The organism is Nonomuraea sp. NPDC049504, from assembly GCF_040676845.1.
GTDB classification, from domain to species: domain Bacteria; phylum Actinomycetota; class Actinomycetes; order Streptosporangiales; family Streptosporangiaceae; genus Nonomuraea; species Nonomuraea salmonea.
This window is the reverse complement of sequence record NZ_JBFAPT010000026.1, coordinates 134692-151207: the sequence shown is the minus strand read 5'-3', so window position 1 is coordinate 151207 and position 16516 is coordinate 134692. Positions and strand designations below refer to the sequence as shown.

13 protein-coding genes and 1 pseudogene are annotated in these 16516 nt (G+C 73.2%); 6 read left to right on the top strand and 8 right to left on the bottom strand.

Annotated elements, in window-relative coordinates:
* Together AB0K28_RS39295 and AB0K28_RS39290 are read left to right on the top strand one after the other, a co-directional pair.
* Window positions 1–751: pseudogene (locus AB0K28_RS39295) on the top strand (hypothetical protein); the annotation flags it as partial.
* A gap of 198 nt (window positions 752–949) precedes the next feature.
* Window positions 950–1846, top strand: a complete 897-nt coding sequence (locus tag AB0K28_RS39290; protein ID WP_345404089.1) for an ABC transporter permease — start codon at window positions 950–952, stop codon at window positions 1844–1846.
* 70 nt (window positions 1847–1916) lie between these two features.
* Here AB0K28_RS39290 and AB0K28_RS39285 read toward each other — a convergent pair whose 3' ends face one another.
* Both AB0K28_RS39285 and AB0K28_RS39280 read right to left on the bottom strand, forming a co-directional pair.
* Window positions 1917–2561 (bottom strand): DNA starvation/stationary phase protection protein, encoded by a 645-nt coding sequence (locus AB0K28_RS39285; protein ID WP_364380276.1) that lies wholly within the window; start codon window positions 2559–2561, stop codon window positions 1917–1919.
* Between the two features lie 100 nt (window positions 2562–2661).
* Entirely contained in the window at window positions 2662–3633 is a 972-nt protein-coding gene (locus AB0K28_RS39280) for a class I SAM-dependent methyltransferase (protein ID WP_364380273.1), read from the bottom strand.
* Between the two features lie 114 nt (window positions 3634–3747).
* Between AB0K28_RS39280 and AB0K28_RS39275 the strand changes: the two genes are divergently transcribed.
* From AB0K28_RS39275 to AB0K28_RS39265, 3 genes are all read left to right on the top strand, one after another.
* Window positions 3748–4584: an alpha/beta hydrolase gene (locus tag AB0K28_RS39275; RefSeq protein ID WP_364380270.1), complete on the top strand. Its 837-nt coding sequence runs from the start codon at window positions 3748–3750 to the stop codon at window positions 4582–4584.
* A gap of 87 nt (window positions 4585–4671) precedes the next feature.
* A complete protein-coding gene (locus AB0K28_RS39270) occupies window positions 4672–5565 on the top strand; it encodes an MBL fold metallo-hydrolase (protein WP_364380267.1) in 894 nt (297 codons plus the stop codon).
* 71 nt (window positions 5566–5636) lie between these two features.
* Window positions 5637–6908 (top strand): hypothetical protein, encoded by a 1272-nt coding sequence (locus AB0K28_RS39265; protein WP_364380265.1) that lies wholly within the window; start codon window positions 5637–5639, stop codon window positions 6906–6908.
* Here the strand turns inward: AB0K28_RS39265 and AB0K28_RS39260 are convergent, their stop codons facing one another.
* The 6 genes from AB0K28_RS39260 to AB0K28_RS39235 all read right to left on the bottom strand — a co-directional run bounded on the left by AB0K28_RS39260 (window position 6909) and on the right by AB0K28_RS39235 (window position 14817).
* Complete coding sequence (locus AB0K28_RS39260) at window positions 6909–7763, bottom strand: geranyl diphosphate 2-C-methyltransferase (protein ID WP_364380263.1); 855 nt, start codon at window positions 7761–7763, stop codon at window positions 6909–6911.
* 36 nt (window positions 7764–7799) lie between these two features.
* Window positions 7800–8972, bottom strand: coding sequence for a family 2 encapsulin nanocompartment cargo protein terpene cyclase (locus AB0K28_RS39255; RefSeq protein ID WP_364380261.1), 1173 nt, complete (start codon window positions 8970–8972; stop codon window positions 7800–7802).
* A 27-nt stretch (window positions 8973–8999) separates the two neighbouring features.
* Entirely contained in the window at window positions 9000–10394 is a 1395-nt protein-coding gene (locus AB0K28_RS39250) for a family 2B encapsulin nanocompartment shell protein (protein WP_364380259.1), read from the bottom strand.
* Between the two features lie 191 nt (window positions 10395–10585).
* Window positions 10586–11116, bottom strand: coding sequence for an SDR family oxidoreductase (locus AB0K28_RS39245; protein WP_364380257.1), 531 nt, complete (start codon window positions 11114–11116; stop codon window positions 10586–10588).
* Between the two features lie 214 nt (window positions 11117–11330).
* Complete coding sequence (locus AB0K28_RS39240; RefSeq protein ID WP_364380255.1) at window positions 11331–13835, bottom strand: hypothetical protein; 2505 nt, start codon at window positions 13833–13835, stop codon at window positions 11331–11333.
* 220 nt (window positions 13836–14055) lie between these two features.
* Window positions 14056–14817: an alpha/beta hydrolase gene (locus AB0K28_RS39235; protein WP_364380253.1), complete on the bottom strand. Its 762-nt coding sequence runs from the start codon at window positions 14815–14817 to the stop codon at window positions 14056–14058.
* A gap of 109 nt (window positions 14818–14926) precedes the next feature.
* Between AB0K28_RS39235 and AB0K28_RS39230 the strand changes: the two genes are divergently transcribed.
* Entirely contained in the window at window positions 14927–16468 is a 1542-nt protein-coding gene (locus AB0K28_RS39230) for a long-chain-fatty-acid--CoA ligase (protein ID WP_364380251.1), read from the top strand.
* The last annotated feature ends 48 nt before the right edge of the window (window positions 16469–16516 follow it).

Sequence of the window (16516 nt, the reverse complement as noted above, 5' to 3'; positions counted from 1 at the left end):
CCCCCCCCCCCCCCCCCCCGCCACCGCGCCTGAGCCCGGCTCCACCGTCACGCCCGACCCCGGCGAGGTGCCGACGTCCGGCACGCCCGCGCCCGCCCCGCGCACGTCCGGCGCCTCCGCGCCCGCGCGGCTGCTCATCGCCGGCCGCTACCAGCCGCTGTGGCCGTTCTCCGGGCCTGACGAGGTGGCCGCCTGGCAGCGCGCCTACCAGAAGAACGGCCACCAGCCGTGGCATCTCGACCCCGCCGCGACCGCGATCGGCTTCTCCCGCGACTACCTCGGCTTCACCGAGATCGACCAGGCCGTCAAGACGGTCGTGGACGGCGAGCACGCCCGCGTGCACGTCGGCCTGCGGGCGGAGGAGGGGCCGAAGCCGATGGTGGCGGCGGTGGTGCACCTCATGCGGTACGGCTCGGGCGAGCACGCTCCCTGGGAGGTGGTCGGCACCGACGACACCACGCTCTCACTCACCGAGCCCGCGTACGGCGCCTCCGTCACCTCGCCGCTGACCGTCGGCGGCCGCATCACCGGCGTGGACGAGAGCATCAGGATCCAGGTCCTGCACCCCGGCTCGGACCAGCCGCTCGGGGAGCGCTGCTGCGTGAGCGCGGGCGGGCGGAAGTCGCCGTGGTCCGGCAAGCTCTCCTTCACCCCGCGTGACGGCCGTACGCTGACCGTCGTCGCCTCGACCGGCGGCCACGTCGCCGAGGTCGAACGCTTCGCCGTGACGGGCGTGACCCTGCCTTTGTGATGCGACAGTAAGTGAACGCAGGTTCGGTGCCGCGTTCCCTGAGGCACCACGCCGGCTCCTCCAGCTCGACCTGACCGACCCCGGCTTCCGTACGCACGCCGCAAAGCACTCGCGACGCACCGGCGGATAACGGGACCGCCGGCCGGGTCGCGAGGGATGATCGAGGCACGACACTCCGGTCACCAGCGCGAGGTGCTCATGAGTCACGTGGAAGAGACCGCGGAACCGGCGCCGGGCTCCCTGGCCGAGCTGGCCCGCCGCCACGGCCTGCGCCCCGCCATCGCGCGTCCCCGGTTCCCCGTCTACCTGCGCCGGCTGTGGGAGCGGCGGCACTTCGTGCTGACCTACGCCACCTCGCGCAACGTCTCCAAATACTCGGGCTCGGCGCTCGGGCAGCTGTGGCAGGTCATCACCCCGCTGCTCAACGCCGCCATCTACTACGTGATGTTCGGCCTCATCCTGGGCGGCAGCGACCGGGTGCCGAACTATCCCGCGTTCCTGCTGACCGGCATGTTCGTCTTCACCTACACCCAGCGCACGGCCACCGCGGGCGCCAAGTCCATCTCGGGCAACCTGTCCCTCATCCGCGCCCTGCACTTCCCGCGCGCCTCGCTGCCGCTGGCGTACACGATCCAGGAGCTGCAGCAGCTCGCCATCTCCATGGGCGTGCTGCTGCTCATCGTGGTGCTCACCGGCGAGCTGCCCAACTGGTTCTGGCTGGTGATCCCGGTCGTGCTGGTGCTGCAGACGATGTTCAACATCGGGGCGGGGCTGATCCTCGCCAGGCTCGGCTCCCAGCTGCGCGACCTCGGGCAGCTGCTGCCGTTCATCATGCGGACCTGGCTGTACGCCTCCGGCGTGTTCTTCGCCATCCACGACAAGGTGGTCAACAGGGCCGGGTTGCCCGAATGGGTGGCGACCGTGATGTACCTGAACCCGGCGGCGTCGTACATCGAGTGGATGCGCGACATCCTCATCGGCAGCCACAGCCCGCCGCCGATGGTCTGGCTGGCGTGCCTGGTGTGGGCGGTCCTCGCGCTCGTCCTCGGATCCTGGTACTTCTGGCGGGCCGAGGACCGCTACGGGCGCGGCTAGGGCGGCACGCCGACGGCGGACGCCCGGCCCGCGGGAGCGAGCCGGGCGCCTCGATCGCCCGTGCGGACCGTCACTTGCCGGAGCGGGTCGTCGTCTTGCGCGGCGCCCTGGTCTCCCCGTTGCTCGGCGTCTCGACCAGCGGCGTGTCCACGAGGTGCTCGACCAGGAACCAGACCTGCAACTCACCGGTCCTGATCACCTGGGAGACCAGCAGGTCGTTGGTGCCGTCGTCGCCCAGCTCGGCGGCCCGTGACGCCGCGTCCCGCGAGGCGAGCAGGATGGTCTCGTGCGCCTCGACCAGGCGCGAGAGCATGGCCGGCACCTCCTCGGCGCCGTTCGGCGGGCGCGGGACCACGGTGATCTCGGCGACGTGCCGCGGGTCGCCGACCGCGATGCCGCCCAGCGTCTGCACCCGCTCCGCGATCTCGTCCACCAGTTCGAGCTGTTCCTTGGCGTGCTTGTCGAGCAGCAGGTGGAGCTGGTAGAACGTCGGGCCGCGCATCAGCCAGTGATGCTTCTTGTACAGGGCGTAGAGGATCTGCGTGTCGGCCAGGATCTGGTTCAGCCGGCCGCAGGAGTAGTTGCGGGCCTCGTCGGACAGGGCCAGCGGCCACGTCCGCACTGTGCCGTATTCCTGGATCTCGGTGCCGTCCACGTGCAGCCACGGCTGGCTGCTCGTTTTCTTGGACGCTTTGCTGCTGCCTTTGGCGGGCACGATCATCTCCCGAGCGGTTATTTGAGCCGGTCCGTCCTCGAACCTTCCCGTGTGTCCGCAAAAGGAGCTCCAGCCCGTGTCAGCGGCTGGCAAAAAGTGGTCAAAAGCCGGTGTGGGGGCGGCGGGCGAGCCAGATGGTGCGGCGGGTGCGTACGGACAGGTCGTCGCGGCGCGACAGGCTGCGCGGGCCGTCCGTGGCCAGCAGGCCGTCGAGCGCCGCCAGGTCGTCGGCGGCCAGCGTGCCGTCCAGGCTGCCGCGCATGCGGCGCAGCGCCACCTCCGCGTAGCGGGTGGCGGCCGGCGGGAGCGGGGGCCGCAGGTCGATGACGAACTCCCGCTCCGCCTCGACCGTGAAGCCGTTCGCCGCCAGCCGCGGCCCCCAGTCGGAGCCGAACGTCGGCAGCGCGGCGGCCCGGCGCTCGTCCAGCACGGCGTGACCGCGCCCCTCCAGCCCTGGCCGGCCGAAGCCGAGGTCTTCGGGCAGGAAGCGGGGGAAGGAGTCCATCTCGACCGCCACCAGCAGCCCGCCGGGACGCAGCGCGGCGAGCACCTCGCCGAGGACGCGATCGGGGTCGGCCAGGTGGTGCAGCGACGCCGCCGCCCACACCAGATCGACGGTGCCGACCTCGGGCCACGTGCTGTCGAGGTCCGCCTGGAGCGTACGGACGCGCTTGTCCACGCCGCGCTCGCGGGCCTTGGCCTCCAGGTGGCGCAGCATGTCCTCTGACATGTCCACGGCCGTCACCTCCGCGTCCGCGAACCGCTCCAGCAGCGCGAACGTGCCCGCGCCCGTGCCGCTGCCCAGGTCGAGCAGGCGGAAGGGCGGCCGGTCGGCGGTCAGCTCGCCGATCCAGGCGGTCACCTCGGCCAGGTGCGGTTGCAGCACCTCGGCGTCGAGATCGAGCAGCTCGGCCATCGCCGCCGACGCGCGCGGGTCGTGGTGCCCGTGCCCGTGCCCCTGCCCCTGCCCCTGCCCATGCCCTGAGGCGTGCTCGGCGCCGTGCCGGTGGTCGTGCTCGTCGGAGCCGTGGGCGGCCTGATGTCCGGAATCGTGCGCGTGGTGGTGTGTCATGGCTCGACTCTAAGCGGCCTTGCGCCTGGCGACCTACAGTCTTGCGCAGTACGCAAGAAGACGGCGCTGAATATCCCATTGCCTGCACATCACGGCGCTGGGAGGCTCGTCGTCATGCCCGCCCTCACCGCCCTCGACGGCACCACCCTCGCCTACCACGAGTCCGGCTCAGGCCGCCCGCTCATCTGCCTGCCCGGCGGGCCGATGCAGGACTCCGCCTACCTCGCAGACCTCGGCGGCCTCGACGCGCACCGGCGGCTGATCAAGCTCGACCCGCGCGGCACGGGCGGCTCCGCCACGCCCGCGGACCCCGAGACGTACCGGTGCGACCGGCAAGTGGACGACGTCGAAGCCCTGCGCGCCCACCTCGGCCTCGACCGCATGACCCTGCTCGGCCACTCCGCCGGCACGAACCTCGCCCTCCAGTACGCCATCAGCCACCCCGGCCGCGTGGCCGCCCTCGTCCTCGTCACCCCCAGCCCCATGGGCGCCGGCGTCGAGATCACCGGCCAGGACCGCCTCGACGTCGCCCGGCTGCGCGCCGCCGAGCCCTGGTACCCGCGGGCGTACGCCGCGCTCGAAGCCGTCGTCGCCGGCACCGGCGCCGACTGGGACGCCCTCGACCCCTTCTTCTACGGCCGCTGGGACGACGAGACCCGCCGCTACCACGCCGCCCAGGCCCCCGCCCGCAACACCGACGCCGCCGCCGTCTTCGGCTCCGCCTTCGACCCCGGCGCCACCAGAAAGGCGCTGGCCACTCTCGACGTGCCCGCGCTGGTGCTGGCCGGCGAGGTGGACCTCAACACCCCGCCGTCCGCCGCGGAGAAGCTGGCCGCGCTGCTGCCGTCCGCCGAGACGGTCGTCCAGCCCGCCGCCGCCCACTTCCCCTGGCGCGACGACCCGCCCCGCTTCGTGCGGACGATCGAGACGTTCCTGTCGGTCCAGCCGTAGGGCCGCGTCGGCCCCCGCCTCGGGCCGTGCTCGCGCGCCGCCCCGTCGATAAGGTGGCCGGGACGTCCGCAGGGCAGGGGGCCGCGCATGTTCCATCGGTTCACGGTCGGTGATCTCGAGTGCGCCGTCGTCAGCGACGGTCAGTCAGAGCCGCCGCTGGAGCCGCCGCTGGGCTCCTTCTACCAGCCCGCGACCGGGGTGCCCGAGTCCGAGCTCCGGGACGCGGTGGCCGAAGAGGGCACCGGGCGCACCACGCTGACGTGCGCGTACAACTGCCTGTGCGTGCGCACCCCCGACGGGATCGCGATCGTGGACACCGGGCTCGGGCCCGGCTTCCTCGGCTACGGGCCCGCCTTCACGCCCTACGTCGGCAAGCTCGGCGCCGGCCTGGGCGAGGCCGGGCTGACGGAGTCCGACGTGTCCGCCGTCGTCTTCACCCACCTGCACGAGGACCACGTCAGAGGCGCCGGGACCGACGGCGAGCCGGCCTTCCCCGGCGCGGTGGCGTACGCGCACGCCGCCGAGGTGGCCTACTGGTCCGACCGCGCCCAGCGGATCCCCGACGAGCAGCGCGGGCCCGCGCTGGAGGCGATCAGGCTCTTCGGCGAGCGGCTGCGTCCGGCGAGCTACGACGCCGAGCTGCTGCCCGGCGTGCACACCGTGGACGCCGCCGGCCACACCCCCGGCCACACCGCGATCCTGCTGCGCTCGCGCGGCGCGCGGCTGCTCTGCCTCGGCGACACCTTCTACGACCCGCTCCAGCTCGCCCATCCCGACTGGCGCACGCCGTGGGACCACGACCAGGTGCGGTCGGTGGCCGCGCGCCGCAGGCTGCTCGCGTGGGCCGCCGACGAGGGGGTGCCGGTGCACGCCTACCATCTGCCGTTCCCCGGGCTGGGCCGCATCGAGCGGCGAGGCGGGGCCTTCGCCTGGCGGCCTGGCCTGCAAGATCGACCTGGTGACTCCGACCCGCTAAGGTGAGGCGTCCTCACCCCAGTCCACCTGGCTTTCCTTGAGAGTGTGACCCCCCTGTGCGCCGCCACCGATTAGCCGTGCCCGCCCTCCTGCTCACCGCCGCCTACGTCATCGCCGTCGCCGTCACCGCCGGCATCGCGCTGACCGGCGGCGACATCGGCCCCCTCGAACGGCTGACCGTCCTGAAGGAGACCGACGACGGCAATGACGGCGAGCCGACCCTGCGGGACGTCATCGCTGGAATGTCGCGGTCGAGCGTCGGCCTGCTGCTCGCAGTCGGCGCCGTCTGGTCCTGGACGCTGTGGCAGTCCCTCCGCGGCCCCTTGCGCCCACCGCCCGGAGCGGCCCGTCACCCCGCAGGACGGGATGAGCGGCGACTGCGGCTGACCCTCTACGTCGTCGCCGGCACCTGGGTCGTCTACGCTGCCGCGCCGATCTGGCCGTGGTGGGCCGTGGCGCTGGATGCGACGGTGCTGGCCACGGTCGTGGTGGCCGTCCATCCCGTGCTGCGGCAGCGGTGGAGCTTGGCCGGGTTCGCGCTGGCGGCGGGGCTGCTGGGCTACGTGACGACGGTCGCGGGCGAGGTGTTCTCCGCGTTCGACCTGCACGATGGGGAGCGCGCGGCCCAGGCGGCGGGGCTGGGCGGCCTGGCCGGGACCCTCTGGTATGTGCTGGTGCTGGCGGCCCAGTGGCGGGACGGCCGGTGGCGGCGCGCGACCGTCCTGTACGGCGTCGCCGCCCAGGTCCTGCCCCTCCTCCTGATCATGTTCGTCGCGCTCCTGCCGGCTCGGGTCGCCGGCGTGGACCTCGCGGCGTACGCCGTCATGGACGCCATGACCGTGATCTGGCTGGCCCGCTCCGCCCACGACCTGGCCATCCCGCCGCAGGCCCCGTTACCGGCCGGGCCACCCGCCTTGACCCATGAAGGGCCCGCGCCGTTGGTGAGGTTCGCCGGTCTCGCGGCGTGTGTGAGCGTCCTGATCCCGCCGCTGATCAGCGGAGACCCGCTGTGGCTCACCCGGTACCTGCCCCTTCACACCGTACAGAGCATGCTCGGCGAGCCGCTGTCGCTGCTGTGGCGGGGTTTCGAGGCCGCCGTCGGGCTAGGAGGACTGGCCGTCGTGGTGCTGACGGCCGTGCTGTGGCGGGGCAGGAGGCTCGCGCTGGCCGCGCTGGCCGCCACCGGGCTGGCCGGTGTGTCCGTGGTGGCCCTGGCAGCCGCCACGGACCGGCTGGCGATCGGGATGTCGCCGCTGTGGTTCACCGCCGCCTGCGCGGTCGCGGCGCCGCTCCTGTCCTGGACGCACGTGCTGCGCGCCGGAGCCGGCCGGCGCGCAGCAGGCGTGTGATCAGACGCGGTCGGCGGCGATCAGCAGGTATTGGAAGCTGCCGCTCTTGTACGCCTCCAGGAACGCGTCCTCGATCCCCGTGGCGAGGTGCGTCCTGGCCCGCAGCTCCCAGTAGGGGATGGTGGCCGCGGTGAGGTCGATGACGCTGACCGGGACGAGCCGGTTGGCCGCCATCTCCTTGAAGTACGTGCTGCGGGAGTGGATGTCGCAGATGTAGTGGGCGTTGATCTGGCTGATGGCCCGGGAGGGCAGGCCGTAGGCGTCGTTGTAGCAGCCGGTGATGCAGACGTACCGGCCGCCCCGGGTCAGCAGCCTGGCGTGCTCGGCGAACAGCAGGGACAGTTCGACGTACATGGTGCTCTCGTTGTTCCACGAGGCGTGGAACGCGCCGGTGGGGAAGCCGGTGTCGAGCATGTTGCGGAAGTGGAAGCGCACCTTGTCGCCGACGCCGCGCTCCTCGGCCTGCCGGTTGGCGAAGGCCACCTGCGACTCCGAGATGGACACGCCGTCGGCCTCGCAGCCGAAGCGCAGGTGGGCGAGCAGGCTGGAGCCGCCACGGCCGCACCCGGCGTCGAACACGCGGTAGTCGGGGCGCGGCGGCCCGAGGTGCGCCATGAGCATCTCGGCCTGCGCGGTCTCCAGCCGGTGCAGCTCCTTGACCACCCGGCTCTCCCGCGTCGAGGCCGGGCCCTCCAGCACCGACCAGTCCACCTCGCCCACCCCGTAGTGGTGGTGGTAGAGGCCGTCCACCTCGCCGAGGCGCAGGTTGACCGGGTTCTCCTCGGTGTTCCAGTAGTCGGCGACCGACTGCTGGTAGAGGCTGTTCAGCACGGGGGCATGGGGCGTCATGGTCATCAACGGCTCCTTCTCAGTGACGGGACGGGGTGACGGTCAGGACTGGTAGCGGCTGCTGCTGCCGTGCCATTCGAGGCACCCGGCCATCCACGCCTGCGCGCCGCGCAGGAACCGCTTGAGCTCGGGCGAGGGGACGGCCGACAGCGCCTGCCTGCTCTGCTCGAAGCCGCGGACGAAGTCGTTGTGCAGGTGTACGGCGCGCTCGGTGGCCTCGCGGGCCGAGCAGCCGTCCTCGGCGGCCATGAGCAGGATGACGTTGGAGTCTGGCAGCTCGTCGGCCGCCTCCTTGGCCGCCGAGTGCAGGTCGTTGACCAGCACGCTCGCGGTGCCCGCCTGCATGAGCGCGGTGTGGAAGCGCGGCTCGGCGAACAGCTCGGCGGGCAGCCGGTAGCCCCCCACGACGTCGATGAGCGTCATCGAGGTGTAGAAGCTGTCGTGCTGGCGGGCGGCCAGGTAGCGCCAGACGGGCGGCGGCGTCTCCAGGTAGCGCCAGGCGGCGTAGGCGGCCCAGCTGACGTACATCTGGCTCGTGATGTTGCGGACCCGCAGGATCTGCGCGTCGGTGGCGTGGCGGGCGACGTGGCTGAGCGCCGAGCGCAGCGCCACCAGCACGGGGTCGGCGGCGATGGCCGCCTCGAGCTGCCCGGTGTAGTGGCCGGCGTCGGGCGGCGGGTCCATGGCGGAGGTCACCAGCGCCAGCCGGGGCGGCAGCTCGGTCGGGGTGGCGCCGAGATCGGTCTCGTCGGCGTAGTAGTCGTCGGCGGCCCACCAGGCGGCGTTCATCTGGGCGGCGATCAGCAGCCGGTCGGGGTCGTCGGTGTCGGGGTGGGCGAGCGTGGCCAGCCGGCCGAACCCGGTGGCGGTGAACTCCTCCATCCGCCCCTCGTGCAGGCCGATGCGCCCGGCCCAGGCCGTCAGCCGCCGGTCCACCTCCGCGGCGAGCGCGTCGTCCACGCGGACGGTCTCGGGGCAGAGCAGCGGCGGGTACGTGCCGTCGCCCCACTCGCGCTCGCGGTAGGGGAGGGGCGTCAGGTCGGACCCGGGCACGGGCCCCACCGGCGAACCGGGGGGCTCGTGCCCGTCCCCCTCCTCGTACGCGCGCCGGTGCGGCAGCAGCGCGGCCCGAAGGCTCAGCGAGGACGAGCCCAGCCCGGCGGGCCCGGCCAGGAGCCGCGCCACCGGAGCGCCATTGGGGGAGATGTCCGGCATGTCATGCCTCTTCCTGGGGTCGGCCGGTCACGAGCGCGGGGCGGCGATGTCGACGTCCTCCAAGATGCCGATCGCGTCCGGCACCAGGACCGCCACCGAGAAGTAGGCACTGACCAGGTACGACATCACGGCCCGCTCGTTGATCCCCATGAAGCGCACGTTCAGCCCCGGCTCGTACTCCTCGGGGATGCCCGTCTGGTAGAGGCCCACCACGCCCTGGTCCTCCTCGCCCGTCCGCAGCGCCAGGATCGACGTCGTCCGCGCGCCGGAGATCGGGATCTTGCCGCAGGGGAAGATGGGAATGCCCCGCCAGGCCGGCACCTCGTGACCGCCCACGTCCGTGCTGCCGACCACCAGCCCCCGCTTGTTGCACTCGCGGAAGAACGCCGCGATCGCCTTCGGATGGGCGAGCAGCAGCTTCGTCTTGCGGCGCATGCTGATCAGCTCGTCGAGGTCGTCGGGGGTGGGCGGGCCCGACCAGGTGTAGATGCGCTGGTCGTAGTCGGTGTTGTGGAGCAGCCCGAACTCGCGGTTGTTGAGCAGCTCCCACTCCTCGCGCTCGCGCAGCTCGTGGATGGTCAGGCGGAGCTGCTGCTCGATCTGGTTCATCGGCTGGTTGTAGAGGTCGGCCACCCGGGTGTGCACGCGCAGGATGGTCTGGGCGACGCTCAGCTCGTATTCGCGGGGGCGCAGGTCGTAGTCGACGAACGTGCCGCCGATGGCCGGCTCGCCGCTGTGCCCGGCCGCTACCTCCACCGCCGCCTCACCGCGGCGGTTGGCGGGCCGGCTCAGCACCTCCAGGTAGCGGGCCAGGTGGTCGCGCAGTGCGGGGGAGCGGTCGGCGACGCGGCGCAGCTCCCAGCGCGGCGCCACCAGCACCGTGCAGGCCGTCGCCGCGCGGTAGGTGCACGGCCAGCGCGGGTCGTCCTCGGTCAGCGCCTCGTCGCCGAACTGGTCGCCGCCCGCGATGACGCCGAGGAACTGGCGGTCGCCGTAGGGGCCGGTGCTCAGGCGCTCGAGCCGGCCGTGGGCGATCACGCAGGTCTGGTTCACCGGGCGGCCCGCCTCGGCGACGATCTCGCCCGGCTGCACCTCGCGGGCGGTGAACGTGGAGGCGATCTCCGCCAGCACGGCGGGGTCGCCGAAGCCGCGCAGGGCCGGGATCTCCGTCAGCGTCTCCGGCACGACACGGACGTCGTCGGCCCCCTCGTTGGTCACCGCCACCCGCCCGCGTCCGATGCGATGAGTCAGCCGGCGGTTCACCCGGTACGTACCGCCCCGCACGTCCACCCAGGGCAACATGCGCAGCAGCCAGCGCGAGCTGATCGCCTGCATCTGCGGGACGGTCTTGGTGGTGGTGGCCAGGTTGCGCGCGGCCCTCGTGTCGAGGCTCAGCCGCGTCTCCGTCGGCTCCGTGGGCATCTTTCCTCCGGGCGGGGTCGGCAGGGCAGTCGCCACTAAAAGTAGTGATATTGACACGGAGCGTAGGAGTCTCTGCGCGGACAGGAATGCTGGCGATCGCGGAAGGTCGATGTCACGGGCCCGCCACCCTTGGACGAGCCCGTGATGGGAACCGCCTGACCTGGTGCGCGACCCCGACTCGCGGCGAAGGGCTAAAGGGATCGCCAATCACTCGATCCCAGCGCCGACGCGCCCTGAGGGCCCATCATCGTCATCCCGCCGTCCACGAACACCGTCGCCCCCGTCACGTACGACGCCGCGGGCCCCGCCAGGAACGCCACCACGGCCGCCACCTCGCGGGCGTCGCCCGGCCGCGGGATCGGGTTGCCGGGCCTGCTGCCGGTCTGCGGCGGCATGTCCTCCTGCCCGGTCATCGGCGTCGCGATCTCGCCCGGCGCGACGGCGTTGACCGTGATGCCGTGCTCGGCCGGCTCCAGCGCGAGCACCCGGCTCAGCATGCGCAGCCCGCCCTTGGCCGCGCAGTACGGCCCCGAGCCCATCCTCGGGTACTCCTCGTGCACGCTGGTGATGTTCACCACCCGGCCGCCCCGCCCCGAGGCGACCATGCGGCGGGCCGCCCGCTGCGCGCACAGGAACGGCCCGTCCAGGTCCACCGCCAGCACCGACCGCCAGCGGTCGTAGCCCGTCCGCGCGCACGAGGCGGTCGAAACGCCGCGCGGCACCGCAGGGTTCGGTAGTGTGTTCGACGGTGGTGATGACCAAGCCACCGGACGAACGATCGAAAACATCCTCGCCGCCGGGCTGGCGGAGAGGTGAAATGCCTGTGGAGCTGGTGTAAGACCTCAACGAGAGCTTTCTCGGGCGGGCGACCGGCGGTGAAGCAGGAAGCCTCACGGGCGACCGTGGGTATCCCCCTCGCTCACGAGGGGGAGGATGTCAAGAGCCGTTCCCTGCCCCTGGTGGGGAGGGGAAACCGGAGGCCAGCTCGGCGATGCGGCGGTGCAGCCGCGGGTCCTCCCAGAAGCCGGTGTGGGCGCCGATGGCGGGCGGTGGCTGGCCGTACAGGAAGCGGCAGTCCGGCGGGTCGGGCAGCTGCTCGTCCACGTCGTCGCGTACGGGGCCGCCGATGTAGTCGGTGTCGCACCAGAAGTTGCGCCAGCGGGCCACCTGGACGCCGGGCCCGTGGGCGAGCCGGCGGAACAGCTCGTCGTCGAAGTAGGCGGGGAAGCCCCAGGCGTACAGGGTGCGCAGCGGCGAGCCGAACGTCACCAGCGTCACCCGGTCGTCGCGCGGCCTGGAGCAGGGCTGGGCGAGCGCGGCGGCCGCGATGACCGAGCCCTGGCTGTGGGCGGCCAGCAGCGGGACGCCGCCGTTGTCGTGCAGCCACCACAGCCGCCGCTGCAGCTCGGGGACGGCGCGCTCGGCGTACGACGGCGGGGCGAGCGGATGGCAGTGCCGCGGCCAGAACGTGGCGACGTCCCACAGCACGCCGATGAGGCGGCGGTTGCGCTCGTCCTTCCAGCCCAGCCGCAACAGCCCGACCAGCACGAACGGCAGCAGCATCGCGACGCCCGCGCACAGCGAGGTGAGCCAGTTGGCGTTGGACGGCAGGTCGTCGTGCCACCACACCCGCCACTGCACCCAGGCCAGCACCATGCCGCCGACCGCCATCAGCGCGGTCAGCAGCAGGTCGAGGTCGCGCGGCACCCTGGCCAGCCGCCGGGCTCTGGCCACGCGGGCCGGCCAGCTCTCGGCCAGCCGCCGGTGCCACTCGGGGACCGGGCGCTCGTCCACCGTGGACGCCCACCACCGCTTGAGCGGGCCGTCGGGGACGGCGAAACGCTCGCGGTAGTGGCGGGCCACGCCGGGACCGCCCTTCACGCCGCTGCTCCACCAGCGCACCCCCTGGTAGAGCAGGAAGCAGAGCAGCAGGAGCACGGGGACCACGATGAGGTACGGGATGACGTTCCTGATGATCGGGAACACCGCGATCGGCGTCTCCGCCGTCACCGGCTCAGGGACGTCCAGGCAGCCGCCGCGGTGCGGGTCGTGGCAGGGCCGCAGCGTGCCCAGCCACTCGGCCACGAGCAGCAGCGTGGCCAGCATGAACGTGTTGAGCGCGGCCACCGCGAGCCCGAGCACCACGAACGGCGCACCCCAGCGGAACCTGCCGCCCAGCCGGCCGTCCCCGCTCGTCAGGACGGCGAACGCACCGACCGCGACGCCCAGCCCGAGCCCTGTCCAGATCCACCGGTAGTCGGTCTCCCACACCGACAGCAGCGCCACCCCGGCGGCGAACCCGACCGGCACGAGCACGGCCCGCGCGGCCACGCCGGGCCAGTCGGCCCTGGTCCACGCGGCGGCGGCCAGGGTGACGGGGACGAGGAAGAGCGCGCCGAGCACGCCTCCGTACACGCCGTTCATGAACACCTGGAGGCCGGGCAGCTCGTGCGGGCCCGCGCCGAACGGGTCGCCCGGGGGCTGCCCGACGGCCAGCACCGCTGACAGCGCCATCGCCGCCCCCGCCACCGCCAGCAGCGCCCACGAGCCGGCTTTCCGCCTGCCGATGAGGGCGAGCGCGCACAGGCCGATCACGGCCAGCGGGACGGCCACCCCGATCGCCGCCCACGGCTCAGGCAGCGGCCTGATCGCGTGCGACGTCCACGCGACCAGCGCGGCGACGAGCGCCACGGCACCGGCCACGTGCAGGCGGGTGAGCGTCCTGGTGTGCTCGACGTCGTCCCAGAACGCGGGGTCCGACAGGCCGGGGAAATCGCCCTCGCGCAGCCCCGTCTCCCTGGGCGGCACACCGGTGTCATAGGCGGGCGGTTTCACCTGGTCGTAGCGGTTCTGGGAGGTGTGGGCCAGCAGGTACAGGACGGCGATCACCAGCAGCGGCACCAGCGCGCCCACCAGGATCCGTACGCCGGGCCGCTCGGGCGGCAGCAGCCAGGCCGGCCAGCGCGCGCACTCCGGCACGCCCCCGCACTGGTACGCCACGTAGTCGACCGGGATGGCGGCGGCCAGCAGCACCAGGTTGAGCGTCAGCCCGAAGGACGCCAGCCCGGCCGCCCACCGGAACACCGCGAACCGGCGCGGCCTGCCCGGCAGCCACGGCGGGAACATGCGGGCCGCCATGTTCGCCATCGCGAACGGCAGCAGCAACAGCCACAGCACCCGCCAGGCGCTGCCCGAGGTCAGGCCGCCCCACGAGTACGCCTCCACGTGCCGTCCTTCCCGGTCGGCCGTCCGGTAGAAGCCGGCGATGCGGTCACCGGAGACCTGCAGGGGGGCGAGGTCGTCGAGCAGCGACTGAGGCGACGTGCCGCCCACCCCGTGCAACCGGATCTCCACCACCCCGGACAAGCCGTCCGGCCGCCGTCCCAGCCCGGCCGCCACCCTGCGCGCAGGCTCCTCGTGCCCCGTGCTCGCGGTCGTCATGGCGCCACCTCCCTCAGCGGGGGACTCCATGATGAATCCCGCGGGCGCCACCGCGCATGAGTAATCCCGGCGCGTCGCCCACATGGGCCCTGTCCCGCGCGGACGTGACCCGCGTGGCCAGGCCGGGCGCACCCGCCAGGCCGGGCGCACCCGCCAGGCCGGGCGCACCGCTCCCGGCCGCTCAGGACCGCGTCCATGGCCGGGGGCCGCCCGGCTCGGGTCACCAGCCCTGGTCGCGCAGGAAGATCGAGCAGCGGGCGGTCCAGTCGGCGGCCGTCGGGTTCTCGCCCGCCGCCAGGCCGAGGCCGTGCCGGCCGTTCGGGTAGACGTGGAGCTCCTGCGTGACCCCGTGCCTGGCCAGCGCGCCCGCCAGCTCAAGGGTGCCGGCCACCGGGACGGACTCGTCGTCGGCCGTGTGCCACAGGAACATCGGCGGCGTGGCGGCGGAGACGCGCCCGGGCAGTGACAGCTCGGCGCGCAGCGACGCGGGCGCATCGGGGCCGAGCAGGTTGTCGGCGGAGCCGCGGTGCCCGTCGAGCACCGTCACGGGATAGCCCAGGATGGCCAGGCCGGGCCGCGGGTCGGCGCGGTCGATCGCGTCGTGCGGGCCCTCCGGCAGCGCCGGGCCGGGCTCGGTGGCCAGCAGGCCCGCCAGGTGGCCGCCCGCCGAGAACCCGAGCACCCCCACCCTGGCCGGGTCCACCCCATGAGCGGAAGCGTGGTGGCGGACCCAGCGCACCGCCCTCGCGGCGTCGAGCAGCGGCAGCGGATGGCGGTGCGGCGCGAGGCGGTAGCGCAGCACGTACGCGGCCACGCCGAGCCCGTTCAGCCACCGCGCCACCGGGACGCCCTCGTGGCCGGCCAGATGGTGGTAGCCGCCGCCGGGGAACACCACGACCGCCGGCGCGGGGCGCGCCGCGCGTACGGGGAAGGCGGTGATGGTGGCCGCGCCGTCCACCGGCCACAGGGGGTGCTCGCTCACGTGCTCGCCTCTCGTCGCCTCTCGTCCTCGTCCGGGCACGGATGTTACGCCCCCCTGGAAGGCCCGGCGCGTGCGTACGATCATCGTGCGTCACGAACAGGAGGACCGGATGTCCGTACTGTCCTACGAGCCCCTGACACCCACCAGCTTCCTCCAGCGCTCCGCCGCCGTCTTCGGCCCCCGCCTGGCCGTCGTGGACGGCGACCTGGGGCTGACCTACGCCGAGCTGTGGCAGCGCGTCCAGCGGCTGGCCGGCGGCCTGGCCGAGGCCGGCGTCCGGCCGGGCGACAAGGTGGCGGTGCTGGCCACGAACGGCCATCTGCTGCTGGAGTCCACGTTCGGCGTCCCGGCGGCGGGCGCCGTCATGGTGCCGCTCAACATCCGCCTGTCCGCCGCCGAGCTGGCCTACATCCTGGGTCACGCCGAGGTGTCGGTGCTGCTGCACGACGACGAGCTGGCCGGCCTGGCCAAGGCGGCGGCCGAGCAGAGCGCGGCCACGCCGCGCCTGGTCTCCGGCACCGCGTACGAGAGCATGATCGAGACCGCGCGAGAGCTGTTCGTGCCCGTCACCGACGAGCTGTCGCCGCTGTCGATCAACTACACCAGCGGCACCACAGGACGTCCCAAGGGCGTCGTCTACCACCACCGCGGCGCCTACCTCCAGGCCCTCGCCATGGCCCTGCACACCCGGCTGGAGGCGGCGAGCAGCTACCTGTGGACGCTGCCCATGTTCCACTGCCACGGCTGGTGCTTCCCGTGGGCGGTGACGCTGGCCGGGGCTCGGCACGTGTGCCTGCCCAAGGTCGATCCCGGCGAGGCGTGGCGGCTGGTGCGCGCCCACCGCGTCACCCACCTGTGCGGCGCCCCGACCGTGCTCACCTCGCTGCTCGCCCACCCCGACGCCCCCGACCGGGAGCTCGACCCGCGCCCGCTGGCCTGCGTGGGCGGCGCGCCGCCGAGCCCCGCCCTGCTGCGCCGCGCGCTCAAGGCCGGCATCGACGTCGTCCACCTGTACGGGCTGACCGAGACGTACGGGCCCGCCGTGATCTGCCAGCCGCAGCCCGAGTGGCGCGGGCTGGACGCCGACGAATACGCCGTGCTCGCCGCCCGCCAGGGCGTCGGCAACGTGATCGCCCAGCCACTGCGCGTCGTGGCCGGTGACGGCTCCGACGTGCCCGCCGACGCCGCGACCGTGGGCGAGATCGCGGTACGCGGCAACGACGTCATGATCGGCTACCACCGCGACCCCGCCGCGACGGAGCAGGCCGCGCCCGACGGCTGGTTCCGTACCGGCGACCTGGGGGTGATGCACCCCGACGGCTATGTGCGGCTCGTCGACCGTGCCAAGGACGTCATCATCTCCGGCGGCGAGAACATCGCCTCCGTCGAGGTCGAGAACGTCCTGACCGCCCACCCCGCCGTGCAGGAGGCCGCCGTCGTCGCCCGCCCCGACGAGCACTGGGGCGAGGTGCCCGTCGCCTTCGTCACGCTCGCCCCCGGCGCCGCCGCCACCGAGAGCGAGCTGATCCAGCACGTACGCGCCCGCCTCGCCCACTTCAAGGCCCCCAGGGCCGTCCACTTCGGCGATCTCCCCAAGACCTCCACCGGCAAGATTCAGAAGACCGTGCTGAGGCGGCGCGCCGCAGGTTAGCCCGCTGCCAAGGGGGAAGGTCGCCCCCACGGATGCGACGATCGGCAG

Coding starts and splice junctions, on each gene's coding strand:
- AB0K28_RS39260 (WP_364380263.1), bottom strand. CDS start 7,763: ATGACCATGACGCCCCATGCCCCCGTGCTGAACAGCCTCTACCAGCAG.
- AB0K28_RS39250 (WP_364380259.1), bottom strand. CDS start 10,394: ATGCCCACGGAGCCGACGGAGACGCGGCTGAGCCTCGACACGAGGGCC.
- AB0K28_RS39290 (WP_345404089.1), top strand. CDS start 950: ATGAGTCACGTGGAAGAGACCGCGGAACCGGCGCCGGGCTCCCTGGCC.
- AB0K28_RS39255 (WP_364380261.1), bottom strand. CDS start 8,972: ATGCCGGACATCTCCCCCAATGGCGCTCCGGTGGCGCGGCTCCTGGCC.
- AB0K28_RS39240 (WP_364380255.1), bottom strand. CDS start 13,835: ATGACGACCGCGAGCACGGGGCACGAGGAGCCTGCGCGCAGGGTGGCG.
- AB0K28_RS39275 (WP_364380270.1), top strand. CDS start 3,748: ATGCCCGCCCTCACCGCCCTCGACGGCACCACCCTCGCCTACCACGAG.
- AB0K28_RS39270 (WP_364380267.1), top strand. CDS start 4,672: ATGTTCCATCGGTTCACGGTCGGTGATCTCGAGTGCGCCGTCGTCAGC.
- AB0K28_RS39280 (WP_364380273.1), bottom strand. CDS start 3,633: ATGACACACCACCACGCGCACGATTCCGGACATCAGGCCGCCCACGGC.
- AB0K28_RS39230 (WP_364380251.1), top strand. CDS start 14,927: ATGTCCGTACTGTCCTACGAGCCCCTGACACCCACCAGCTTCCTCCAG.